Annotated in this window: 23 protein-coding genes; 12 read left to right on the top strand and 11 right to left on the bottom strand. The window is 53.2% G+C overall.

Translation table 11 applies throughout. From position 1 onward, the window contains the following. Nucleotides 1-468: 468 nt before the first annotated feature. Nucleotides 469-1,365: a hypothetical protein gene (locus MWU61_RS14865; RefSeq protein WP_247129167.1), complete on the top strand. Its 897-nt coding sequence runs from the start codon at nucleotides 469-471 to the stop codon at nucleotides 1,363-1,365. Between the two features lie 382 nt (nucleotides 1,366-1,747). Here the strand turns inward: MWU61_RS14865 and MWU61_RS14860 are convergent, their stop codons facing one another. From MWU61_RS14860 to MWU61_RS14845, 4 genes are all read right to left on the bottom strand, one after another. Continuing rightward, the gene (locus MWU61_RS14860) at nucleotides 1,748-3,532 is read right to left on the bottom strand and encodes an AAA family ATPase (protein WP_247129166.1); all 1,785 of its coding nucleotides are present in this window, start codon (nucleotides 3,530-3,532) and stop codon (nucleotides 1,748-1,750) included. A 634-nt stretch (nucleotides 3,533-4,166) separates the two neighbouring features. Beyond that, nucleotides 4,167-5,042 carry a hypothetical protein gene (locus MWU61_RS14855; protein ID WP_247129165.1) on the bottom strand — a complete coding sequence of 292 codons (876 nt, stop codon included), beginning with the start codon at nucleotides 5,040-5,042 and terminating at the stop codon, nucleotides 4,167-4,169. Nucleotide 5,043: 1 nt separating this feature from the next. Continuing rightward, nucleotides 5,044-6,666, bottom strand: coding sequence for an AAA family ATPase (locus MWU61_RS14850; RefSeq protein WP_247129164.1), 1,623 nt, complete (start codon nucleotides 6,664-6,666; stop codon nucleotides 5,044-5,046). A 176-nt stretch (nucleotides 6,667-6,842) separates the two neighbouring features. Further along, nucleotides 6,843-7,073 carry a hypothetical protein gene (locus tag MWU61_RS14845; protein WP_247129163.1) on the bottom strand — a complete coding sequence of 77 codons (231 nt, stop codon included), beginning with the start codon at nucleotides 7,071-7,073 and terminating at the stop codon, nucleotides 6,843-6,845. Nucleotides 7,074-7,625: 552 nt separating this feature from the next. On the opposite strand from MWU61_RS14845, the gene MWU61_RS14840 reads away from it, so the two are divergent. From MWU61_RS14840 to MWU61_RS14810, 7 genes are all read left to right on the top strand, one after another. Beyond that, entirely contained in the window at nucleotides 7,626-8,372 is a 747-nt protein-coding gene (locus tag MWU61_RS14840) for an AraC family transcriptional regulator (RefSeq protein WP_247129162.1), read from the top strand. Nucleotides 8,373-8,445: 73 nt separating this feature from the next. Then, nucleotides 8,446-8,826 carry a VOC family protein gene (locus tag MWU61_RS14835; protein ID WP_247129161.1) on the top strand — a complete coding sequence of 127 codons (381 nt, stop codon included), beginning with the start codon at nucleotides 8,446-8,448 and terminating at the stop codon, nucleotides 8,824-8,826. Between the two features lie 182 nt (nucleotides 8,827-9,008). Beyond that, nucleotides 9,009-10,250 (top strand): FAD-dependent oxidoreductase, encoded by a 1,242-nt coding sequence (locus tag MWU61_RS14830; protein ID WP_247129160.1) that lies wholly within the window; start codon nucleotides 9,009-9,011, stop codon nucleotides 10,248-10,250. Between the two features lie 24 nt (nucleotides 10,251-10,274). Then, nucleotides 10,275-11,261 (top strand): TRAP transporter substrate-binding protein, encoded by a 987-nt coding sequence (locus MWU61_RS14825; RefSeq protein WP_247129159.1) that lies wholly within the window; start codon nucleotides 10,275-10,277, stop codon nucleotides 11,259-11,261. A 126-nt stretch (nucleotides 11,262-11,387) separates the two neighbouring features. Beyond that, complete coding sequence (locus tag MWU61_RS14820; RefSeq protein ID WP_247129158.1) at nucleotides 11,388-12,080, top strand: TRAP transporter small permease subunit; 693 nt, start codon at nucleotides 11,388-11,390, stop codon at nucleotides 12,078-12,080. Then, nucleotides 12,077-13,378, top strand: a complete 1,302-nt coding sequence (locus MWU61_RS14815) for a TRAP transporter large permease subunit (protein WP_247129157.1) — start codon at nucleotides 12,077-12,079, stop codon at nucleotides 13,376-13,378. The genes MWU61_RS14820 and MWU61_RS14815 overlap by 4 nt, the downstream gene beginning before the upstream one ends. A gap of 2 nt (nucleotides 13,379-13,380) precedes the next feature. Further along, on the top strand, nucleotides 13,381-14,052 hold the full coding sequence (locus tag MWU61_RS14810) for an aspartate/glutamate racemase family protein (RefSeq protein ID WP_247129156.1): 672 nt from the start codon (nucleotides 13,381-13,383) through the stop codon (nucleotides 14,050-14,052). Here MWU61_RS14810 and arsJ read toward each other — a convergent pair. From arsJ to MWU61_RS14785, 5 genes are all read right to left on the bottom strand, one after another. Continuing rightward, nucleotides 14,049-15,305: an organoarsenical effux MFS transporter ArsJ gene (gene arsJ, locus MWU61_RS14805; RefSeq protein WP_247129155.1), complete on the bottom strand. Its 1,257-nt coding sequence runs from the start codon at nucleotides 15,303-15,305 to the stop codon at nucleotides 14,049-14,051. The genes MWU61_RS14810 and arsJ overlap by 4 nt on opposite strands. Next, nucleotides 15,302-16,300 carry an ArsJ-associated glyceraldehyde-3-phosphate dehydrogenase gene (locus MWU61_RS14800; RefSeq protein WP_247129154.1) on the bottom strand — a complete coding sequence of 333 codons (999 nt, stop codon included), beginning with the start codon at nucleotides 16,298-16,300 and terminating at the stop codon, nucleotides 15,302-15,304. Before MWU61_RS14800 ends, arsJ begins: the two co-directional genes overlap by 4 nt. Beyond that, complete coding sequence (locus MWU61_RS14795) at nucleotides 16,297-17,148, bottom strand: helix-turn-helix domain-containing protein (protein WP_247129177.1); 852 nt, start codon at nucleotides 17,146-17,148, stop codon at nucleotides 16,297-16,299. The genes MWU61_RS14800 and MWU61_RS14795 overlap by 4 nt, the downstream gene beginning before the upstream one ends. 88 nt (nucleotides 17,149-17,236) lie before the next feature. Further along, on the bottom strand, nucleotides 17,237-18,010 hold the full coding sequence (locus tag MWU61_RS14790) for an L-iditol 2-dehydrogenase (RefSeq protein ID WP_247129153.1): 774 nt from the start codon (nucleotides 18,008-18,010) through the stop codon (nucleotides 17,237-17,239). An 87-nt stretch (nucleotides 18,011-18,097) separates the two neighbouring features. After that, nucleotides 18,098-19,009 (bottom strand): LysR family transcriptional regulator, encoded by a 912-nt coding sequence (locus MWU61_RS14785; RefSeq protein WP_247129152.1) that lies wholly within the window; start codon nucleotides 19,007-19,009, stop codon nucleotides 18,098-18,100. A gap of 96 nt (nucleotides 19,010-19,105) precedes the next feature. Here MWU61_RS14785 and MWU61_RS14780 point away from each other — a divergent pair, with 96 nt between their 5' ends. The 3 genes from MWU61_RS14780 to MWU61_RS14770 are packed head-to-tail and all read left to right on the top strand — an operon-like array spanning nucleotide 19,106 to nucleotide 21,676. Next, entirely contained in the window at nucleotides 19,106-19,885 is a 780-nt protein-coding gene (locus MWU61_RS14780) for a CmcJ/NvfI family oxidoreductase (protein WP_247129151.1), read from the top strand. A 59-nt stretch (nucleotides 19,886-19,944) separates the two neighbouring features. Next, entirely contained in the window at nucleotides 19,945-20,748 is an 804-nt protein-coding gene (locus MWU61_RS14775; protein ID WP_247129150.1) for an SDR family NAD(P)-dependent oxidoreductase, read from the top strand. Nucleotides 20,749-20,764: 16 nt separating this feature from the next. Further along, entirely contained in the window at nucleotides 20,765-21,676 is a 912-nt protein-coding gene (locus tag MWU61_RS14770; protein ID WP_247129149.1) for a 2OG-Fe(II) oxygenase, read from the top strand. A gap of 75 nt (nucleotides 21,677-21,751) precedes the next feature. On the opposite strand, the gene MWU61_RS14765 is transcribed toward MWU61_RS14770, so the two are convergent. Beyond that, a complete protein-coding gene (locus MWU61_RS14765) occupies nucleotides 21,752-22,456 on the bottom strand; it encodes a hypothetical protein (RefSeq protein ID WP_247129148.1) in 705 nt (234 codons plus the stop codon). A 156-nt stretch (nucleotides 22,457-22,612) separates the two neighbouring features. Next, nucleotides 22,613-23,902 (bottom strand): ammonium transporter, encoded by a 1,290-nt coding sequence (locus MWU61_RS14760; RefSeq protein ID WP_247129147.1) that lies wholly within the window; start codon nucleotides 23,900-23,902, stop codon nucleotides 22,613-22,615. Nucleotides 23,903-23,994: 92 nt separating this feature from the next. Between MWU61_RS14760 and MWU61_RS14755 the strand changes: the two genes are divergently transcribed. After that, nucleotides 23,995-24,168 carry a hypothetical protein gene (locus MWU61_RS14755; protein WP_247129146.1) on the top strand — a complete coding sequence of 58 codons (174 nt, stop codon included), beginning with the start codon at nucleotides 23,995-23,997 and terminating at the stop codon, nucleotides 24,166-24,168. Nucleotides 24,169-24,222 lie beyond the last annotated feature (54 nt).

Genomic DNA, 24,222 nt, shown 5'->3' with positions numbered 1-24,222 from the left:
GAATATATCAATGGCTTCTACAATCCGCGCCGCCGACACTCAGCACTGGGCTGGAAAAGCCCCGTCGCTTTCGAACGGAAAGCGGCATAAACGAGCACTTGGGGCGGCACGAAAGCGCGACAGGTCCAAGCTGATCAACATCATCTGAGGACATCCCTAGTCGATGAGGCCAGAGATCAGCTTGCTAAATCGGACTACGTTACTACGGCACTATCAAAAAGGATCCTACGCGAACTGGGTGAAGCAATCCCGGACACGCCGCAAAAAGATCTCCCTGCATTCTATAGTTTGCAGCCTTTGGGTGGTTCGCAGGCGTCGAATTTTGACCCGCCTCCTGGTTTGCTATCAGATGGGCGGGCAATGTGGTCTGACGACCCTTGGACGTGGACTTCGGTGCTTCAATTCCAACTGAACCTTGTGCACAAAGCTTCGGGCATCCCTTTAGAACTGCTGCGCCGAAGATGTGCCATGTTTATGACCGAAGAAGGTGGCAAATCTGCATTCGGCCCGGACGTAGAAAAGCAATTGCTTTCCAAATTGCGCTGCCTCGATCTCGCGTTCCCCTATAGACGGCCAATGGCCAACGCAGCGCTCAGAGCCGTTGGAAAATTGATTGATGAATTGTCGAGGGCAGGCGCTATCGATTCAAGAGTTTTACCAATAATTTGGGAAGAAATTGGTGGCCCAAGCACCATTTTGTTGCCAAAGCCTCACCCAAGACCGGATTGGCTCGATTGGCCGCAAATGCCAGTAAAAGAGTACGGCGGCGTTGATAGTGAAACGTGGGTAAACGATCCCAGCCAATTAATGACCTCAAGGTTCTCAAACGCCGGTCATATTTTGGCGGAGGAAACGCACTTTTCGCTGAACGCCTCTCGAGCGACATCGTCAGCAGACAAATTTCGCCTGCCGATCTTGGCCAATATCGAAGCAGGTTTAGAGGGTTTACCAATATTGTTTTCTCGAGACGAGCCGCAGCCGCTGTATGATGAAAAGGACAGCGCACTAGTGTGCCGAGTCCCAGGCACTATGTTTGGAAGTATGCGGGACGAGACGATGACGTTTTGCCCCCATATGGCTCAGCGGCTAGGCTGGATAAGAAACCCGGAACGCCCTCTGGAGCTTTTTGACAATAAAGGTAAATTGGTCTGCGAAACAATCGCTTGGGTCGACGGAACTTTCAGCTATCAGCCTTCTTATGAGGCCGAGATGTTTGGAAACGGGCATTTTATACAACTTACAAACGACGGTGTTCAGCAATTGAGAACTGCCGGTGCAGATCTGCGTACCAATGTAAAGGTTATCGCGAGTACTGTTGACGAAGCCAAAACTGCCACGAAGAAAGCGACTTTTGCTTTACACTAAACTCTTTGGACCGAGAATTTTTGGGACATGCGGTCCTCGATTATCGCGAAGGCACATTTAGACATTAGGATCTTAATAACTATAAAGTCGCCGTCTGGTCAGCATGGTGTTCTGACGCGACCATTGTGTCGGAACGACTGCTTCTAGAAACCTAGTAATCGGCCATGTCGCAACGCAGAAAATTTCCGCTTTCCTGAAGAACTGTCCCAAAACAGGACTTCCTTCGGCTCGTCTTTCCCAAGGTCCGCTTTCGCAAGCGTTGAATATCCACGCTGCGGAGCAGCGAATGCACACTTTCCGCCCGAACTGCCGAAAGGCAGTGACCGGTTAGTGCAGGACGTTGCTGTTAGCCCCTGATTAAAGTCAACAGTATGAATCCATACTAAAATTCCCGTTTCATTCCATTGGCAGCTAAAATCATCATTGCCAATTCAGTTACACGCGCTTTGAGGTCAAGAACGTTAAAGTCTACAGTCTTGCCCTCGCCACAGACCAAAGCGGCTACTCCCACTTTATCACCCTCTTTGTGAGTTTTTTCGGAACTAGCCTTGGGGTTTTTACGCTCGAAATAAAATGCATGGTCAAATTCACCACCTGCTGACGGGGCCTCGTATATTTTTGGGTGCTGTTTCTTCAGAGCGTCCTGCAACACATCATGAGGCAAGTAGTTCTCAATTTCGCGCCCTTCCGTAATCCAAACAACTCCTCCGTCCTTGGACATTTCGTCCTTTAAGCGTTTGGCTGCCGGCTTCAGTTGTGCACGTGGCTTGTCCCTATCGCTATCGATTAAGATCGCGATATTGCGGTTGAGGTCCCGCAATTTAATGAAATCATCAATGGCATTGTCGTCCACACTCAAGTGACTAATTAACCCACCGCCGTAAAACATGATTGTATAATGGACACCTTCTATCAGTCGATTATCAAATGTCTTCAACCAATGTTTGAGGTAGATTCGATCAGATGGGCCTTCAACCCAGATCACCGCGTTGGCCTGTAAAAAATCCGAAGCGCGGTACCCCAATTCGTCGCAAATTTTGCGTTGATCGTCCTTTGTAATTGTAGCCTCTACATATGTCTGATCACCATCATTTCTGACATGAAAGACGGAGGCCCCTGGTGTATCAATAAATGCCGCTGAGTGGGTTGCGATGAAGTACTGGTTTTGGGTGTGGTCTTGTAGATAGCGTATCAACTTGCGCTGCAGAACAGGGTGCAAATGGATTTCGGGCTCCTCGATGCACATAATCTTATCTTGATGGATAGTGCAAAATGCCGCGATCAGGATCACCTCGTGGATACCGGTTCCTAGCGATGAGAGCGGCAACACCTTGCCGTCCATATGGACTATCAGGTGTTTGCGATGGTTTGGGACTTCTAGAAGGGAATCAGGTTTGCCTGTAACGTCTCGAACAAACAAATTGATTTGATCAAAAATTTCTTTTTGATCGCGCTCATGAAAATCTGGATTTTGAATTTCTGCAAGGTGGCTAATAAGTCCCTTACCGGAAAGATCATCAAAAGTTTCATCGCCGTCTATAAGTTGGCGTTTAGCCGGAATTATCATCTGTTGAGGTGGTTTAAATCGAAGGTCCTGAGTCACCTGCTTAAGTAAAACCTTTGCTGCGTCCTTGACATTTCTTTGGGATGCAAGTCCGCAGACGTCAAGTAAGGAGTTCCACTTTTGAAGTGTCACACCAAAGTTGTTGTCTTCATCATAAAGATCATATTTCAGAGAGGCATTTTGCATGTCGTTAACCGATTCAATCCAGATACCGCCTCGGTATACGAGGTGACTTGAAATGAGCTGGCTCAGCTCTTCGAGCTCTGTTTGTTGTATTGGCGACGCTCGCCCTTTTCTATTGAGATACCCACTAGCTCTGTGCTGTAAATGCTTTGAAAGAAGTGCGCTATAAGTCTTCTCAGACACAGCAATGAAGTTAGTGAAGTCTCCTTCTTTGGCCCCACGGTAAGTGTCAGATATGTCCCTTAGCCTACTATTCCCACTGTCTAGCAGATGTTTAGTTAGAAGATTCAGTACAATAGATTTGCCAGCATTGTTCGGGCCGACAAAGAAATTCATTTCTGAGAATGGTGCAATGTATTGCGTTTTGGGACCTATGCCCTTGTAGTATTGGATCGCTAATCCTTCGAGGTGTGTCGGCATGAGAACTCACGTTAGCTTTAATTTCAAATTGACGCTCAATCAGTGGATGAGCGGGTTAGTAGCGTCAACATCAATGCAAAATTAATCGTTGAACACGACCAATCCGGCGATCAGCGAAACGAGGCCCGAAAGTCTGGCTTCCGCCTTGGTTCGTTTCGCCGTCGGGATAGCATTTTAACAGCGGCCGTTGGCCACGCGGACGGCAAGGCTTGCAAAGTCCCGTGCCGTGAACCTTGGCGCTAGTCGCGCCGGATGGGCTCTTCTCGCAATGCAACGGTACTGGGTATCTCGAAGGAGTCACCGCTGCCCAAGCGCAGGCTCTGCTGCATGAAACTATCCTCGAACGTGATGGATATCTAGAGTTCGAGGACGGAACACGATGCCCCATCTGCACTATGGCGCGCCGGAGCCGACTGTCGTGCGCTTCGCAGTATTAGGTAATGTGAGCTCACTGCCGCCATTAGATGGGTCGCAGCATTTTTGAACCAGGGGCGCATCGTCACCGACAAGGAAGGCCCTTTCCGGACCTTCGGCCTACCCGCCATTCGGTCGTTTGATATTAGATGTCGGCTTTTCGACAATATTGCACCGCGCCCATAGAAAAAATGCCACGGTTCATTAGTCCTTCAAGTTCCTACAAATCCACAAGTGGATCCCCTGCATTGCGACCTGGCGACGACAATCGCTTCCACAACCAATTTACCGTGCGTCGCTCGACTAAAGACTGAAGCATTATGGACTCCCAATTGTTCTTACTTTGATGCTGCCAGCACGCCTCACTGATTTCGTCGCAAAGAAGTTGGACCAAATGCTGCTTATTATGTGGATTTGATCTTTTTAGAGTGCGAACTATGTTTCCCGGGCGTCGGCAGAAACGCTCGAAGCCGTCTTTAACATATTCAATAAGGTGTTCTTTCGATATCAGCGTTTCGGTGTGGAAATCAAAAGCCGCAGCATCAGTAACGCCTTTGGGCTTCTTGAACACTACGGTGTAGGTCGGAATATCACCATGACACCTGATGCGGACGAAAACCGAACGCTCACCAATATTCCTATCGAATCTTGGGTGAAGGAAACGCTGACCAACCGTTGCGCCTGTGGTCTTCTTTCCTTTCGTCTGATTACACGCGCAAATCGGAAATAAATTAAGTAGAAATATTGAGAACTCAGGATAATGTTCCTTTGGGAGAAAATGGTCAATCTGGTTGTTGTTGAGGGACCCGCAAAAGGCGCAACACCGACCACGCGTGCTCTTGCGCAGCTCAGAAATATAACTTACTGCCTGCATTTCTGATCCGTACAGGCTGTCCATCGATTTCTGGAATTGAGCGTTCTTCACATAACCACTAATCAACCACGGATTTCCGCGTTTTCGCACATACTCTCGGTAGGAATTTATGAGAAACCCCATGTTCGCCAACACCACTGGAGCGTTTGGAGTCCTATTGTTTTTTGAAATACTTGCAAGAGCGCGCAATTGCCCTTTTGTAGTATGGCTGAAATTCTTCACCTTAACCCCTAAGATCGCTCAATATTTCTCGAGAAAGAATTCTGCCATATTTCTCACGTAACTCGTCAAGAGAAAGGTTCTCCGATCGAATCCTGCTCATGACATCTTCGGCAAGAAATGAACTATCCTCCTCTCCGAAGATAAATGTAGATATAGTTGAGATATCGGCCCCAAATGTTCGCATGCCAGGCGCCTTAACGGATACACTCCCGTCTTCGTGCCTTTCCACTATCACAACTTGGTCATGAAAAACTTCGCGGACGACATAGACGGAATGTGTCGCTAAAATTGCACATGAGCCAGTGTCTGCGAGCAGTCTCTCCAAGGCACTCATTAAGCGAGCGATGAAATTAGGATGTAAATGAGTTTCGGGTTCATCAAGTAGTAGCAGTGAGCCATTCTCAATATAAGTGCAGGCCTGAGCCAAAAGCTTGATGAAACGCGCTTCACCGCTGCTCAAGTAAAAAAATTTCCCTTCAATCTGACGGCCAGGCTCGACCGCCTCATTCATGTTAAGGAGCAATTCAAGCCTGCGCTGCTCCGATTTTGTACGTAGCGCCCGCAAATTTATCAATTGTGAGTTATCATTTGACCTAAACGCGATTTGGTCTGCTCGGTTGATTGCCTGAACCGCATCCAAGAAAATGGAAAAACGTGATTTCTCAGCAATCATCCTATCGTTGCGGGACAATTCAAGTATTGTAGAAGTTGCTGTGTTTCGAGCTGAGCCGCTCCGAGAACGGCTTGTGGACAGTCGCTTATAAAATGTTGCCGGCCTTTTCCAGCCCTCGTTGGGGAAGGCATTTGTGTATTCAGTGCCGGGGGTAAAAGCCAGTATTCGGCTTGCAGTGATTCGTCCCTCACTACTTGCAGCGTTCTTTTTTACTCCTCCCAACGCCTTTCTGGCTATACCACCCAAAACTCGACTCTTCCCGACCCCGTTTTTTCCAATGATGACGCATGTTCTTTTTGGTACCGTGGTTTCATGACTGAAGTTGAAACCCACTTCAAAGTCTTCTCCGGGTTCGTTGGATAGAGAGACGGTCACCCTTTCTGGCCCGGATGAGATGTCCTCTTGATCTAGTCCGCGGATAATTGATGCAGCATTTTTGAATGCGTAAAATGCCTCAGATTCACGTGTCAGTGAGAACTGGAAAACTTGAGACTTCAACGCGGCTTTCTCTATGTTTTTGACGGAGCCGTTGTTCGTAGTTGCGACCAGATCGCCTGCCGCCAACAACCTTTCATTCGCGGTTTCGACGCCGTATTCACGGACTATTGCACGATAAGTCTCCTGATCCTGACCTAAGGAAATTATGTTGTTTCTGCTGGTCTCTATGATAGCTTTCCGGCGGTTCGAAGTAACTTGTATGGCGTTGCCAACCCCTACATAGCTCGCCTTATCGGGGTCAAAGTATGCAGCCTTGCAATTATACTCAAATTCAGCTCGACCGCGATAAATGAAACAAATGACAGCCCTGGAAATGTAACCGAAGTCGTTCCACGATAGGTCGGAAGGCTTCACCCAAATTAACAAATCTGGGCCATCAGTAAGGTCTGGAGGTTCGAGCGAAATGATCACTTTTTGGGACTCTGACGCGGGAACGATGTTGGTTTTGGTCATAAATGTCTCTTTGGGAATGCATGGCGTCTTGTCCAGCCCTTTGTATTTGGTCGCAATGCATCTACGCAAGGTTGTCTGGGCTAATTTTAGAAAGTGGGGCCTTGGCTCGCGGATGGTGCGACCGGTTCAGGGGGCTACTGACAAACTAACGCCTTACCGGCATTGGCCATGAGGACCTACCCATGTAGCGAAATGCAGACATTCGTAGACGATGCGGCGAAAGAGCGCTCTCCGCCAGCGGCGGACATTGGACGATTTGCAGCATCCGACGGGATCAGCCCGATCGCATCGGCAAGTTCGGTCCAAAGCGACCTTCCGCCGACCACGCCGGCAGCTTCAACAGGTCCACCATTCGTCCATGGCGCAACGTTTTCGGAGGATGAAGGTCGGCATTTCGGGCTGCACATGCAGTATCGCCTTCGGCCGAGGGATGCCTCCCTTGGGTCGCTTGTGACCGATTCTGTAGCGGTTAAGAATTCTGGCATAAAGCTGTTCATGTCAGATGCGCGGTAAATGGTTGTGTTCTGCTATCTGAAAAACCAAAGAAACCAGTCCGAAATATGTGTTGAGCTACCAGTCCAAATAAGGGGTGTTTTTGGGGGTGCCGTTAGGTATCGCGTACCGATTTCGCCATATATATCAGAGGTCTGTGACTAAAAGGTGATGCCGCCCCTGGGCACCATTTAAACTTCCAGATATGTACTGTTGTAATCATTGCTAGCGCAGCACAGGTTTTGTTTGGGCCGCTTTCCTTTTTAGGGTACTTTTAGAGCATTCGAGTTTACGGTTCTGAAGCTGACGCGGCGTAAATACTGCGTTGAACGCATCCTATCCCGATCCATCCCCACATGACGCCGCCTAACCGGCATGACCACAAATGAACCCCCTCATCTGTGGGGATATGGTTCAGCTCCCGCGAATATTACCTTGGTCCCATGTTAAAGAATTGGACCGTCAAGATGGGTACATACGATCCGAGAGGGCACGCAAAAGCGAAACGCGTTGACGCGGTCACGTTCACTGAAACGCAGCCGCCTGCGCATCTGAGCAATGTTGTGCACCGCTTCATCGAATTAAAAACAAACGGCGTTCTTGAAGAAGACTATCGTTTCCATGCCTTACCCGATGCCTGCATCTACATCGTGTTTGATCAGCTTGATCCGCATGTCACGGGGGTCACAACACTGCGGGTGACCTCCGAGGAATTGAACTTGGGCCGTCAGTTTCATTTCCTGAACATCCGATTTCTCCCCGGCGTCTTTCGTCTCGATCGCGAACAGTCCGGATATGGGCAGGTCAACGCATCCTACGAAGGGAAACTGCCGCTGTTGGATTTTAGCCAACGTTTATTCGGGCAAACGCCTGCAACCCAGCGTGCGATCCTGTCCAAATTGGTCGAAACGCTGATCGCGGCAAAGCATGTTGTGCCGAACGCAGTCACGCAAAAGATCTTTCGCAACCTCGAAGACATCAACACGGTGTCCGACATGGCCGCATCGTCCGACTTGTCGCCACGCCAGTTGCAACGGACGCTCAAGCGGACAACAGGCTTTGCGCCGCATGACTTTCTCAAAGTACTGCGACTGCAACAGGCGTTAACCACAGACACAGCGGATAACTACGCCGACCAATCGCACTTCATCCATTCGTTCCGCAAGGCCACAGGGTACACGCCCGCCCGCTACGCCAGAAAGTTCGATGTCTGATATCTACAATACAGATCATCAGCCGCATCCTAATGTGATGGGGTAAATGCAAAATAACCTTAAGGACTAGAAAATGACCAAAATGAATGCCGTTGGATGGTTTGACATTTTTGTAGACGATTTGGACCGCGCAGTCGCGTTTTACGAAACCGTTCTGGGCCAGAAACTAGAGCCGATGGGCGACCCGACAGGCGAAACCCAGATGATGGCCTTTCAAGGCGACATGACCATTTACGGTGCCGCTGGCGCGCTGACAAAATCAGATCACGGCAAGCCCGGCATCGGCGGCACAATCATCTACTTCATGGCCGAAGATGTGGCTGTTGAACAAGAACGCGTCGCGGCAGCAGGCGGTATCGTGATCCGCCCGAAATTCTCGATTGGTGAATTTGGTTTCGTGACGCTTTGTCAGGATACTGAAGGCAACATGTTCGGCCTGAATTCGATGAAATAAAACGCGCTACCTCCCAAGCGCATCTTTGGACACGGGCAGTTGTCTTGCCTGCTCGTGTCCCTTTTTTGCAGACCCAAGATCATTTGGGCTGCAATCAACCTTGCTAAAACGTGGTTCTGCAGTGAACACTTCAATCTAATGAGTGAAGCGACCGCATCGGCGTTTGGACAAGGGTATTGAGAATGCAGATTATTGTAGCTGGTGCTGGCATCGTTGGCGTGTCTTGCGCGATTTGGTTGCAACGCGCTGGGCATGACGTCACGATTGTCGACAAGGCGGGTCCCGCGAGCGGAACAAGCCACGGCAACGCAGGCGTTCTGGCGGCGGGCGCTGTCATTCCGGTCACAACGCCCGGCCTGATGTGGAAGGCACCAGGCATGTTATGGGACAAGGATGCGCCCCTTTTCCTGAAATGGCGCTACCTGCCGAAACTGATCCCGTTTTTGGCCAAATACCTGACCTACACCACGGACGAGCACGTCGATCACTATGGCGCGGCGATGTCGACATTGCTGCACGATTCCGTGGATCAGCATATGGCGCTTGCCCGTGGGACTGGCGCGGAAAAGTACATCAGCGCGGACGACTATTGCTTCGGTTATTCGACACAAGCGGCGTTCGCGGCGGACAAATACAGCTGGGACAAACGCACAGCAGCAGGTTTCGCCTATGATGTCATCGATGGCGAAACCTATGCGCAATATGATCCGGCCTACGGCAATGCCTTCGCGGTGGTGGTCCGGTGCAAGGGGCACGGTCGGATCAGCGATCCGGGGGCCTATGTGAAAACGCTGGCCGATCATTTTGTTGACCAAGGCGGCAAACTCCTCATCCAGAACATCACGGATATCGCCGTGGAAAATGGGGAAATCACGCATCTGAAAACGGCAAACGGCGACATGACAGCCGACCGAATCGTCTTTGGGCTGGGCCCGTGGTCAAAGACCATCGCGCACAAACTCGGGGTCAAAGTCCCCTTCGAAAGCGAACGCGGATATCACATCGAAATGACCAATCCGTCGCAGATGCCGAAATCCCCGATGATGGTGGCCAGTGGCAAATTTGTGATCACACCGATGGAAGGCCGCCTGCGTGCGGCAGGCGTAGTTGAATTTGGCGGGCTGGAATATGGACCAAGCGACGCGCCTTTCGCGCTGCTCAAACGTCAGGTCAAAGCCATCTTTCCCGATCTCACCTATGACGACCTAATCGAATGGATGGGACACCGGCCTGCACCTGCCGACAGTTTACCGGTGATCGGGGCAAACAACGCAGGCGGGAAAAGCTATTCTGCCTTCGGTCACCAACACGTTGGCTTGACAGGTGGTCCCAAAACGGGTCGGATTATCGCGGATCTCATTGATGGAAAGAAACCGAACATAGATTTGGCACCGTTTGATCCGCGAAAACACGCGGCGCAGTAGCGTCCGCCGACCGGGAGAATACGAATGAAGTCTATCTTGACCACAACCTGCGTGGCTGCCGTTTGCACAATCGCTGGTACCATTTCTTATGCTGATGGCCATGCCCAATCATGGGACATGCCGATGGCCTACGCGGCCACCAATTTCCATTCCGAACATGGCGTTATCTTCGCGGATAAGGTCCGCGAATACACCAATGGCGCGATTGATATCACTGTCCATGCCGGTGGATCATTGTTCGGTGGCGGCGACATCAAACGTGCTGTGCAAACAGGTCAGGTGCCAATTGGCGAACGGTTTATGTCCGCACACGCGAACGAAGCACCGCTTCTGGGCTGGGACAACCTGCCATTCATCGCGACAAGCTACGACGACAATGCCAAACTCTGGGAAGCCGCGCGCGACACCGTGAACGCACAACTGGCCGACCTGAACCTCGTGGCGCTGTACACATGCCCATGGCCGGGGCAGGGGTTCTACTTCAACAAAGAGGTGGCATCATCCGCCGACACCCAAGGCATAAAATTCCGATCCTACAACTCCGCGACAGCAACCTTCGCCGAAGAATTGGGTATGATTCCCGTACAAATCGAAGCGGCTGAACTCAGCCAAGCTTTGGCCACAGGCGTCGCGTCCGCCTTCATTTCGTCCGGCTCTACAGGCTACGACCGCAAAGTCTGGGAACACCTGTCGCACTACTACAAAGTCAACGCATGGTTGCCGCGCAACTACGTCATGGTGAACACCCAAGCATGGGATGGGCTTGATGCAGACGTGCAGGCAGGCATCCAAAAGGCGGCCGATGAAACCGCGGCGAGCTGTGCTGCGAAATCCGCCGAACTGTCCGATTTCTACTTCGAAGAACTGGCCAAGAACGGCATGACTGTCGAAGACGCAGGCCCGGATTTTCTGGCCGAACTCGAAGCAATCGGCGCAAAAATGACCGCCGAATGGCTGGAGACAGCAGGCGCTGACGGTCAGGCGATCCTCGACGCGTATAACGCCAATTAAGACCAAAATGCTCTTGGCGATACGTCGCCAAGAGCCGTCCATTTTGCTGACATCGCGGTGCACGGGTTGTGCACGCGTTGTGCACGCATTGTGACTTTGTGATTTCCGGCAAAAAGGGCCCCCACCATGCGCGACTGGTCACCTGTAATGGGGCTGCCTCTTTGGGCTTGGCTGTTTGTTGTTCCCAGTCTGATCGGCGTCTTCTGCCTGATCGCGGGACCAAGATTGGAACGGCCCTTGCGCCCGATCTGGCGTTTCCTAGACGGTGTTTATTTTGCCAGCGGGGCCGTCGCTGCGGTCTTCATGGTCACGATCCTTTTGTTGATCGTCGCGCAAATGATCGCGCGATGGACCAGCGTCGCTTTGCCCGGAACAACCGAATTTGCGGGCTACGCAATGGCGGCGACATCGTTCTTTGCGTTGAGCCACGCCATGACGCGCGGGGCGCATATTCGGGTGTCTATCATTCTGAATTTGAACGACTTTCTAAAGCGGTGGCTTGATGTCTTTGCTGTCTTCGGGGCCGCAGTTATCGCCACGTATTTCGCCCGTTTTGCCATCAAAACCAACCAATTCTCTGAAATGCTGAATGACCGGACACAGGGGCAAGACCAAATCCCGCAATGGCTCGTCTCATTGTTCCAACTGGATTTTGCAGGTGCCGCGGCGGGCGATAGCACGTTGGTCTACACGCCCGTCTGGATCCCACAATTGGCCATGTCCATCGGCACCGTCCTGTTGGCAGTCGCCCTTTGGGACACGCTTTACCGGATGCTAATCACCGGCGTGAACCCCATCGTGTCGGAGGCAGTCGAATGACCGAAGCCTACGCCACCATCGTTTTTCTCTTTGTTCTCTTTACCTTACTCGGTTCATCCATTTGGATTGGCCTCGCATTGATGGGCGTCGCGTGGGTCGGGATGGAACTGTTCACAACCCGCCCAGCAGGCGACGCGATGATCACCACGATCTGGACAGGGGCCAGCAGTTGGACCCTGACCGCACTGCCGCTGTTTATCTGGATGGGCGAAATCCTGTACCGCACACGATTATCCCAAGACATGTTCCGCGGCCTTGCCCCATGGATGCGGTTCCTGCCGGGTGGCCTGTTGCATACCAACATTGCGGGCTGCACAATTTTCGCAGCGGTTTCAGGGTCTTCGGCGGCGACGCTGACCACCGTCGGTAAAATGTCGATCCCCGAACTGCGCAAACGCGGCTACCCAGAATACATGATTGTGGGCACATTGGCGGGGGCGGCAACGCTTGGCCTGATGATCCCGCCGTCGCTGACGCTGATCGTCTACGGCGTCTCAATCAACGAAAGCATCATCAAACTCTTCATGGCGGGCATCCTGCCGGGCCTCGTGCTGGCGGGCCTATTCATGTCCTACATCATGGTCTGGCATTTCGTGAAACCGGACCAACGCCCAGCGCCAGAACCCGCGATGCGCTTTGGTGAAATGCTCGCCGAAAGCCGGTTCCTGATCCCCGTGCTCTGCCTCGTCTTCGCGGTCATCGGGTCGATGTATTTCGGCTGGGCGACAGCAACAGAGGCGGCGGCGGTCGGTGTTCTCGGATCGCTCATCCTTGCGATGTTCCAACGATCCCTGACACTTAGCGCATTCTTCGAAAGCCTGATGGGGGCCACACGTACCTCCGCCATGATCGCGCTCATTCTAATGGGGGCGGCGTTCTTGTCGCTGTCGATGGGCTTTACCGGCCTGCCACGTGCCTTGGCCGCTTGGATCGACGAAATGCAGCTATCGCCCATCACCCTGATTGCGGCGCTCACCCTTTTCTACGTCATCCTCGGCATGTTCCTTGACGGTATTTCATCGGTCGTTCTGACCATGGCCATCGTAGAACCGATGATCCGCCAAGCAGGTATCGATGTCATCTGGTTCGGCATTTTCATCGTTGTGGTCGTGGAAATGGCGCAGGTCACACCGCCCATCGGGTTCAACCTGTTCGTCCTTCAGGGCATGACGCGGCACGAAATCGGCTATATCTCGAAAACTGCTATCCCGATGGTTGGACTGATGTTGTTGATGGTTGTGATCCTCGTCGCGTTCCCACAACTGGCGACGTGGCTGCCCAACAATATCAGGCAATAGATATGCGGCCCGCTGTCACGATCTTACAGCTCGACACGCATTTTCCGCGCATACCAGGCGATGTAGGATGTCTGCAGACCTATACGGCAATGGCCGAAATCATCCGTATCCCCCAAGCGACGGTCGCGGGTATCGTCACGGACAAGCCCGACCAGATCAACATCGCGCCATTTGCGGAAGCCAGTCAGCACGCAAAAGGCGACGTCATCGTCACGTCCTGCGGTTTTCTATCGTTCTGGCAGGATCATCTTGCGGGCCTGACATCTAAGCCTTTTATCAGTTCGGCCCTGATCGGCCTAAACGATTTGGCACAGCGTTACGCACCCGCCGAGATCCTGATACTGACATTCGATGCGGACAGTTTGACGCCCGCCCATCTAGGCGCGTTCGCGGATCATGAGACCAACATCGTTGGCTTGCCAAAGGATTCGCATCTGCGGCAGGTGATCGCGGGCGATCAGCCTAATCTTGATCCTGATGTGGCACGTGCAGACGTCGTGGAAACCGTGCGCAGGGCCTTAACTCCGCACCACAAACATATCCTGCTCGAATGCACCAATCTGCCGCCCTACAAGGCGGCGCTGGTGGCCGCCTTTGGGCTTCCGGTGATGGACATACTGAGCTTGATCGAAAATGTCCGCCCAAACACCGTGCATCCGGATTTCTTAGGTTAAGCCATTTGCGGAGCTGGGCGCGCCCGCAATTGTCCTGCACAAAGCATGCTCAACAAAATCATGACCGCCGCCGTTCCCAGACAGAGGGACAAGCCGCCGATCTGATAGGTAAGCCCTGATAGAACCGTACCAATCAATCGGCCCGCCGCATTCGCCATGTAGTAAAACCCGACGTCCATTGTGACCCGTCCCGTGTCGGTGAAGCTGAGGATCAGGTAAGAATGTAACGCGGAATTCACGGCAAAGATGGCGCCAAAAACAAGCAATCCCAGCACAACGCATATCGTCAACGCGGGGCTTGGCGGCATCCAGACGAAAACGGCCAAGACAACTGGTACAACGGCCAAAAAACCGACCCAGCGTCGCGCCAAACCCAGCATATCCGTCTCGGACCGTGATGCAGCTTTCAGGATGCGGGGGGCCGCGCCTTGCACAATCCCATACAGGATCGTCCAGACCGCCATAAACGACCCGATCATAAAGAACGCGGCGCGGTTGCCTGCTTCGCTACCATCGGACAGCACGGCATAGAAATAGATCGGAATGCCGACCACGAACCAGACGTCGCGTGCCCCAAACAGAAAGACGCGGGCGGCGCTCAGCCAGTTAATATTGCTGTTCTTCGATAAAACCTCGGAAAACTTCGCGTCCTTGCGGCCCACGGGCAGCCCCTTGGGCATTGTCAGGACAACTACAATTAAGATCAGGAACAGGATCGCGGCCATGCTCAAAACGGACGGAATGAACCCGAACACCCCAAGCACCACAGCACCCAGTAAAAATCCGCATCCTTTCACCGCGTTCTTTGATCCGGTCAGCACCGCGACCCAGCGGAAAAGCCCAGCGCCTTCGGTCGGGGCGAGGATTTTGACGGCACTTTTCGAACTCATCTTCGCAAGGTCTTTGGCAACGCCAGACAGCCCTTGCACCAACATCACAAAAACCACGGATGCGGTGATGGTCCAAGCGGGGTCAAGCTGCGTCAGGGCGAGCAGGGCAATCACTTGCAACGACAGTCCCGCGTATAGCGTCGACGTTAAACCGAACCGCGCGGCGAACCAGCCAGCGGACAGGTTCGTCACCACGCCCGCTATTTCGTACAGGACGAACAGATAAGCCAGTTGAACAGGTGAAAATCCGATCGTGTGAAAGTGCAAAAGCACCAGCATCCGCAACGCGCCATCGGTCAACATAAAGGCCCAATAGGCCGCCGTGACCGTGACGTAGGCCGCAAACCCCGCGGGACGTGTCATAGCTTGCCGCCCACCATCAACGCCACGTCCACCAAACGGTGCGCATAGCCATATTCGTTGTCGTACCACGCGTAGACCTTCAGCTGCGTGCCGTTCACAACCATTGTGGATGGCGCATCAACGATGCTGCTGCGTTTGTCATTGGTGTAATCGGACGACACGAGCGGCCGAGTCTCATACCCCAAAATACCTTTCAGTGGGCCTTCTGAGGCGGCTTTGAAAAGGCCGTTCACTTCTTCGACGGTTGTCTCGCGGGCCATTTCGAATACGCAATCCGTGATGGACGCGTTCAACAGCGGGACGCGCACAGCATGGCCGTTCAATTTACCCTTCAATTCCGGATAGATCAGCGTGATCGCCGTGGCCGATCCGGTTGTCGTGGGGATCAGGTTCGTCAGGGCAGATCGCGCGCGACGCAAATCTTTTGCGGGGCGGTCCACAATGGTCTGCGTGTTGGTCACGTCGTGGATCGTCGTGATCGATCCGTGTTTGATGCCGATCCCATCAAGAAGAACTTTGACGACAGGGGCTAAGCAGTTCGTCGTGCAGCTTGCTGCGGTGACGATGTCGTGCTGCGCGGGATCATAGATATCGTCGTTTACGCCGTAGACAACATTTGCGGTCGGGCCGTCCTTCACAGGGGCAGATACGACCACCTTTTTGATGCCAGCGGCGAAATAGGGGGCCAGCGCGGATTCTGTCTTGAACGCCCCGGTGCAGTCGATCATGACGTCAACGCCATCTAGCGGTAGGTCGTCCAGATTGCGGGTCTTGGTCACGGGGATTGTTTGGCCGTCAATCGTGATCGATTGGTCATCTGCGGCAAATTCCGCAGGCCACCGTCCGTGAACAGAATCGAATTCCAACAGATGGGCGTGCATTTCGGGATCACCCACAGCGTCGTTGATAAACGCAATCTTCGCACCGCTTTCCAACAATGGGCGCAGCGCCAGTTTCCCGATACGGCCGAGGCCGTTCAATGCATATGTGGTCATTGGTTTTCGTCCTGTTTAATAATGTCTGCGCCGATCTGATCGACAGTTTTTTGCAGTGATCCGCGATCCAAAGACGCGAACGATAATGATGTGAACGCGCGCAGCCGGTGGTGCAACGCGCCATATGTTTCATGAAAAGCGAGCCGTTTTTCCGCGTCCGTTCCCACAGCTTTCACGGGATCAGGCATGCCCCAGTGACCGGACACAGGCTGGCCGGGCCAAGTTGGGCAATCTTCATTCGCAGCGTGGTCACAAACTGTGAACACAAAATCCATCTGCGGCGCGTCAGCACCTTGATAAACGGACACGTTCTTGGACCGTAACTGTGTGGTGTCGTGGCCTTTGCCATTCAGCATCTCTACCGCAATCGGGTTCAGGTCCGACCGATGGGCCGTGCCTGCGGAATAGGCGTTAAACCGATCACCTGCGATATCGCGCAGAATAGTTTCAGCAATGATCGAACGGGCAGAATTGCCGGTACAGACAAAAAGTACGTTGAATTTCTGGTCATTGGGGCGCGGTTGGTCTGCATCCGTTTGCGGAAATCTGGGCGGGCACAGATCAGCGCGACCACGACAACAGTCCATAAAGAGGCCAGACACAACGTCACGGGCGGCATCAAGGTTCACGGCATACAGCAAACTCGTGCCGCGCCGTTGTTGTGTGATCAAACCCGATTGGGTCAGGGCAGACAGATAAACGGATGCAGTGCTGGCCTTTAACTCTAAAACGTCGGCAATCTCACCTGCGGGCAGGGCGTCCGGACAACGCCGCATCAGCAGACGAAAGACGGCCATCCGTTGCGGATGGCTTAGGGTCGAGAGGCGCGTGATCAGTATATCTTCCATAATTTCATGAATATTGGAAATAAAGATTCGGTCAATCAATTTCGACGCCTTCAGCGGAGGTTGGTTTAAACTGACAGACGGGCGTCTATCAGCTCATCCATTGTCCACCATCAACGTTATAGGTTTGTGACACGACATAATCTGAATCCGATGAGGCAAGAAAAACAGCCATTGGCGCCAGATCATCGGGCACGGCGAACCGACCAGCAGGCACGCTCGCCGCGACCTCGGCTTTTTTCTGGCCAAGCGGTTTACCTTCCAACTTGGCGAACATCGAATCCACGTGTTCCCAATGCGCCCCGTCCACAACACCGGGGGCGATTGCATTCACGTTGATCCCGTGGCGGATCAGATCAAGCCCAGCCGACTGCGTCATCGAAATCACGGCCGCCTTGGTCGAACAATAGACCAGCACCAACGGTTCACCCCGTCGTCCTGCCTGCGACGCCATGTTGATGATCTTGCCGCCATGTCCCTGTTTGATCATCTGTGCGGCGGCAGCCTGCATCGTGAACAACGTCCCCGCAACGTTCACGGCATAAAGCTTGTCATAGGTCGTCCGCGTTATGTCGACGGTTTCGCTGGCATCAAACAGGGCAGCGTTGTTCACAAGGATATCCAGCTTTCCCGCATGATCCACGACACGTGCAATCGCGGCATCAATACTGTCTTGCTGGCTGACATCAATCTGAACGGGGTAGGCGGCTTCGCCCAGCTCTTTCGCAGTCTGGCTTGCCAGATCGTAGTCGATGTCAGCAATCCCGACGGTCGCACCTTCCGCGATATAGCTTTCCGCAAAGCCGCGCCCAATTCCGCGCCCGGCCCCTGTGATCAGAGCAGATTTTCCAGTAAGTCGTGTCATGAATTTATATACCTTGTTGGTCGCCAGCGCGTTTCGCGTGATCGATGTAACCACGCGAAACGGGATCGGGCAAACACTATCGCAGCGCTATTGATCAATGCGCCAGACGGGCGCGTTGCCGATATGCTTGATCAGGAAATCCATAAACACGCGGACCTTGGTCGAGACGATATTGCTTTTCGGATAGATCAGCCAAAGCGCGGGTTTTCGGGCGACTTCGTAGTCGGGCAGCACGCGGATCAATGTACCATCCGCAATCGCGTCGTGCACAAGCCACATCGAATTGATCGATATCCCGGCACCGTCCAACGTGGCCCGCTTTTGGGTCAAGCCGTCGTTCAGAACCAAACGGTGCGCCGCGCGTTTCGGTTCGAATTCAGCCTGCGTGCCATCCGCCGCGATCAACCCTTTGGGATCGAGGTTTTGAAACGCGATCAGCCGATGCGCCACAAGGTCGTCCGCATTTTGCGGCACGCCGTACCGGTCCAGATATGCTGGAGAGGCGCACAAAACGCGCGCATCGTCAGCCAATTTGCGCGCGGTCAAGCTGCTGTCGGCCAAAACCGCGTTGCGCAGGGCCAGATCGTAGCTGCCTTCGATCAAGTCGAATTGCGCGTCTGACAGGTGCAAATCCAGCGTCAGGTCGGGGTGTTGGTCCATGAATTCGGGCAGCAGGGGTGCGATGTATCTTTGTGCAAATGTACTGGGTGCGGTAAAACGCAATGTGCCGCTGATCTGCGCCTGACCTTTCCCAAGGGCCGCGACGGCGGCTTCTTCTTGGGCGATCATCTCACGGGCATATGGCAGGAAATCCTGTCCCTCTACGGACAAAGACACCTTGCGGGTTGATCGGTGCAGCAACTCAACTCCCAAGAAACGTTCGAGTTTGGCAATGCGTGTACTCGCCACAGCAGGCGCCATCCCCAAGGTGCGCCCGGCAGCGCTGATGTTCAGGGTCTCACTGGCAAGCACAAACAGACGCAGGCTTTGTGTGTCCATTGTATTCATTTCCTGAATAGTGAATTCATTTACGGCTAGTTTTTATATTTTTTAGAAAGGGTATGTCAAAGGTCAAGACGCACAAAGGAATATCCCATGACCCAGACAGCGACAGTAAACTATCATGTCCACAAACCGGAACGGCAGGCGTTTGAACTGGACGCAGGTGGGATCGTGGGTAACCTAATTTCGCCTGAACTCGCACCAACGCAGGTGATTGTTTTTGACGAACGCGCAGTTGGCGTTGATGCAACTTTCGACGATGCGTCGGTCGGTTTCACCAATTACCCAACGGTTGTGCGGTCATTTGACGACAGCGTCGATTGGCGGCCCGCATACGATGCTGAATTGACGGAGCTTCTAAAGACCGAAGTCGCCGCGAAAGAGGTTATCATTTTCGATCACACAGTGCGTGTGGACGACCCCGACGCCGATCGTAAACCGGCACGCAACGTGCACAGCGACTATAGCCTGCACGGTGCCAAGCAACGGTTGGTTGATATCTTGGGCGAAGACCGCGCCGCCGACTGGAGCGCTGGGCACTATGCCTTCATCAACGTTTGGCGGCCCGTTGGCGCAGCCATCAACTCTGCGCCGTTGGGCTTCATCCTGCCTGAAAGCGTGGCAGACGAAGACTGGATACTGCTCGACCTGATCTACCCTGACCGAAAAGGGCAGATCATGGGATTGGCTGCAAACGATGATCACGAATGGATTTACATGTCCAAAATGACGCCGGACGACGTGGCCTATTTCAACATCTTTGACAATCGCGGGCGACCGTCCGTCGCGCATAGCGCCTTGGATATGGTCGAAGACCCGACAATTCACACGATCCGCAAAAGCATCGAGAGCCGCACATTGGTGCGCTACTAAAATTCGAAACAGAACAAAAACATGCAGTTGCGTGATGCGCTGCGTTGAGAGGAACGATCATGACCAAGACTATTCTTATCACAGGGGCCACTGACGGCATCGGCCTGTTGACCGCACAAACACTGGCTGCCGAAGGCCACACGATCCTGCTGCACGGGCGCAGCACCGCCAAACTCGAAGCGGCAGCACAGAAGGTGGGCGGCAAAAACGAAACATATGCGGCGGACCTGTCGCGCATCAGCGATGTGCAAGCGTTGGCTAATGACATTCGCAAGAACCACGACCAGATTGATGTGATCATCAACAACGCTGGTGTGTTGAAAACCAAAGACGTGATGACCGCTGACGGCTACGACGTGCGTTTCATGGTAAACACGTTTGCACCTTACGTTCTGACAACTGACCTGTTGGATTTGCTGCCAAAAGACGGACGCGTCGTGAACTTGTCGTCAGCCGCCCAAGCACCGGTTGATAACGATGCCATGTATGGCCGCACGCAGCTGGACGACATGGGTGCCTATGCGCAAAGCAAACTGGCGATCACGATCTGGACACGCGAACTGGCGAAAACCCGTCCGGATGGACCGGTAATTGTTGCGGTGAACCCCGGATCGCTGCTGGCCTCCAAAATGGTCAAAGAAGGATTTGGCGTGGCGGGCAATGACCTGCAAATCGGCGCGGACATTCTGAAAGAAGCCGCACTTGGCGCGCCCTTTGCCGATGCCTCTGGCAAATATTTCGACAACGACGCCCAGCGCTTTGCGCTACCTCATGCGGCGGCACTTGATGCGCAGCACAGCGCTGCCGTGATGGCGGGTATCACAGATATCACAACACAGCTCACCGCCAGCGACGGCGTTTGAAAAGAGAGATAAGACAATGACAAACCTCGCACTTGATCAGGCACGCACGGTGGAAAGACCATCCCGCGCGCAGATGCTGCAACGCGATTTCACGGTCCAACGGTTTTGGGACGAAAATCAGGACGTGTTCGCAAACGCTTGGGCGGAATGGGAACAAACCCAAGCCGGCAAAGTCAACCAGTTGGACGCATCCCTGTACGATCCGAAACTACGCGCAGCAGTGGAACAGGCTTGGGCGGACCCAAGTCAGGAAGCCGCAGTTCACGACCTTTGGACCGAAGTCTTCCCCGGCGTTTATAAAACCCAGTTTTTCGATCCGGAAAAGCTGTCGACACTGCGCAACTACATGGCTGCGACCGCGGATGCGGGCATTCCGTTACGTCCACCATATGGCATTTCGTTGAACCGTGGCGGTGCGATGCTTGACCCGCGATCAGAAGGGTACCTAGCGGCACCGAATTTCCAAGACTTCTACAAGGGGTTGATGGATAGCTACATGCGGCCGATTTCGCGTCTCTTGTTCCCTGATGTGATGGGATACGATACGCAAACCTTCGGATTTTCGATCCAATGGCAAGCGGATGCTGATACGTCGTTGCGGGCCCATACAGATGCGTCATCGGTCACGTTGAACATCAACCTGAACCTACCGGGTGAAGAATTCTCTGGCTCGGGTGTGCGGTTCTTCGACCGTGAAACGCGCCAAGTCAGCGAACTGACGTTCGAACCGGGGACCGCGTTGATCCACCATGGCAGTGTTGCGCATGAATCGATGCCCATCACGCAAGGCGAACGGTCAAACTTCGTGCTTTGGCTCTATGGTGATCAGGGCCAGATCCCGCCGCTTGGTGGGTCAACAACGCCAATTGATCCACATATCCGTTGGGTGAAAACGCCAAGCCAATCTGACGGGTTCGCACCGTTCTAAAATGCAAAAAGCGCGCCGGACTTGCATCGGCGCGCTTTGCCATTCCAGCTCCGTCATCGGACGCAATGATGCATATCACCTGCGACAGGCGCTAACATATGCTTCGAACGCGGCCATGATATCGGACCCGTCTTGGGCGCGTTCAGGATGCACAAGAACAAAGTCAAAGCTTTGGCTTTCTTGTGGTGTCAGCTCCGCGACGACCTCCATCGCATAGGCGTCAATGCTTGTCCGCGCTGATTTCGCTGAGAAGTTGTTTTCGTTCGAATCCAGCCCCATCCCGCCGAACAAAGCGGCCTGCGCCCCGTCGTCCATCAGCGCGTTCAGCAACGGGGCAGAGGCGCCACGCACTTCGCTGATCTGGTCAAACTGCAGTTTCGACGCGTCGAATTTTGCACTGAACAGGTCGATGGTCGACACGTTACGGCGGCTGATATGAAAGTAATTCGCGTAATAAACAAACTGGATATCGCAGCCCGCGCCGTCGATAAGCAGACCGGTTTCGCCATCTTGATACGCCGCGATGGTCCGCAGGGCTTCTAATGCTTCACTGATCGCTGTTTCATCTGTTTGGGTGTCAGAGGACTGGCTTTTCAGCAACTCAGAAAGCGCATTAAAACAAGACACTTTCGCTTCTGGTTCCCCGACCATGCTTTGGCAGTTTTCCAATAGGGTGGACATCGGAATGTCGGTTCCATCGACATTCACCGTCACCTCGGCCTGCAATCCGCTGGCCAAGACCGCAAGAGACATCGCAAGACTAATGAACTGCAATTTCATCTGCTTTACTCCGAACAAGTCGCTGGACAACAATCAGCGACGAAAAATGGTTAAATATATATTGTAGGCAACTCGTAGGTGACGGGGGACCGCCGTGACCAAGGCAAGGGTGTTTGGCTTGCCTTGGTCGTACTCGTAAGGGATTAATGCGGGGTATCAGTTGCTAAGAACGTAATCGCTTTGGTCGATACCAGCATTTTCGGTGTCCGTTGTGACCCGCAGACCAAAGGTCTCTTTCAGCGCGAACCACACAAGGCTTGTCGCAACGGCAACGTAGACGATGATGATCAGAACCGAAGACAATTGCCCCAGAACGGTCGCATCAGGGTTGGAAATCGCAACTGCAAGGGTGCCCCAGATACCGCAGAACAGGTGAACCGGAATGGCACCAACGACGTCATCGACTTGGAAGTAATCAAGCAGCTGTGTGGCCCAGAACAGGATCAAACCGCCAGCCATACCGATCAGGAAAGCTGTGGACGGGGATGGGAACAGTGGCTCTGCAGTGATTGATACCAAACCCGCAAGCGCGCCGTTCAGCATAAAGCCAAGATCAAAACGGCTCTCGCGGAAGTAAGAAACGAAAGCGGCGACAATCACACCACCAGCAGCGGCCAAGTTTGTGTTCAGGAAGATACGCGACACGTTTGCGGCGTCTGCATCTGTTGAAAAGCTCAGGTAAGAGCCGGCGTTAAAACCATACCAGCCCATCCACAAAATCAGCGCACCGATTGTGGCCAGCGGCATGGAATAGTTGCCCAGTGGCATCTTCTTACCGTCAACAAAACGGCCGGACCGCGCTCCGACAAACAGCGCACCCGTCAAAGCAGCTACACCACCCACGACGTGAACAACGGAACTACCTGCAAGGTCAATAAAGCCAAGATCGGACGCTAAGAAACCACCACCCCAAGTCCAAGACGCTTGGATCGGATAGATGACGGCGGTCAGCATGGCTGTGAAGATGAAGAACGGTGCAAGTTTCATGCGTTCGGCAATTGTGCCGGACACGATAGACGCAACCGCGACGCAGAACATGGACTGGAAGAAGATATCGCCAGCGCCTGCGTGGCCACGTCCGATGAAGTCAGCATTGCTTTCGACCACATCTGTGATTTCAATCGCACCCTCAAAGCCCAAGATGCCGGACACGATCCAGCCACCGTTCGGGAACATGAAGCCGTAACCGCTTAGAACGAAGGCTGTCGAAGCAATCGCAAAAAGACCGATGTTCTTTGCGCACTGATTAACGACGTTCTTTTCACGTACAAAACCTGCTTCGACCATCGCGAAACCTGCGGTCATCCACATGCAAAGCACGCCGCAGAAAACGATGAACAAAGTATTCATGACAAATGGTGAAACGCCAGAAGAGGCCTGCTGTGCCGCGGCGGGTCCTGCGAACAGGACGGCCAATAGGGCGGCTCCGATAACTGATTTTCTCATCTTCAACTCTCTAAAAAATGGATCAGGAACATGGATGGTCTAAATTTCAGGCAAATTTATGTCGAAATGCAAAAAAGACGGTCAATTTGAGAATGGCAGTCTTGATTTTGACGCCGAAAATGTTCCGGTCTGCAACCGCAACGATCCCTCGTGGCGAACCACAAGGGATTGGTTATGATCTTGTTTTGGATGGCGAACCGCGACTTCTGACCGCAGAACTAGCGCTGCGTTCATTTGCGCCACCGGATCAAGGCTTGGCACGCTAAGGTTGACCTCGAAGTTTTCGTTTCTCGGTCCCCAACCGCCTACTTTTGCTGACT

The organism is Loktanella sp. F6476L (genome assembly GCF_023015725.1).
GTDB lineage: Bacteria > Pseudomonadota > Alphaproteobacteria > Rhodobacterales > Rhodobacteraceae > Yoonia.
Note: the sequence above shows the minus strand (reverse complement) of the source record. Positions and strands in the feature narration are given on the sequence as shown.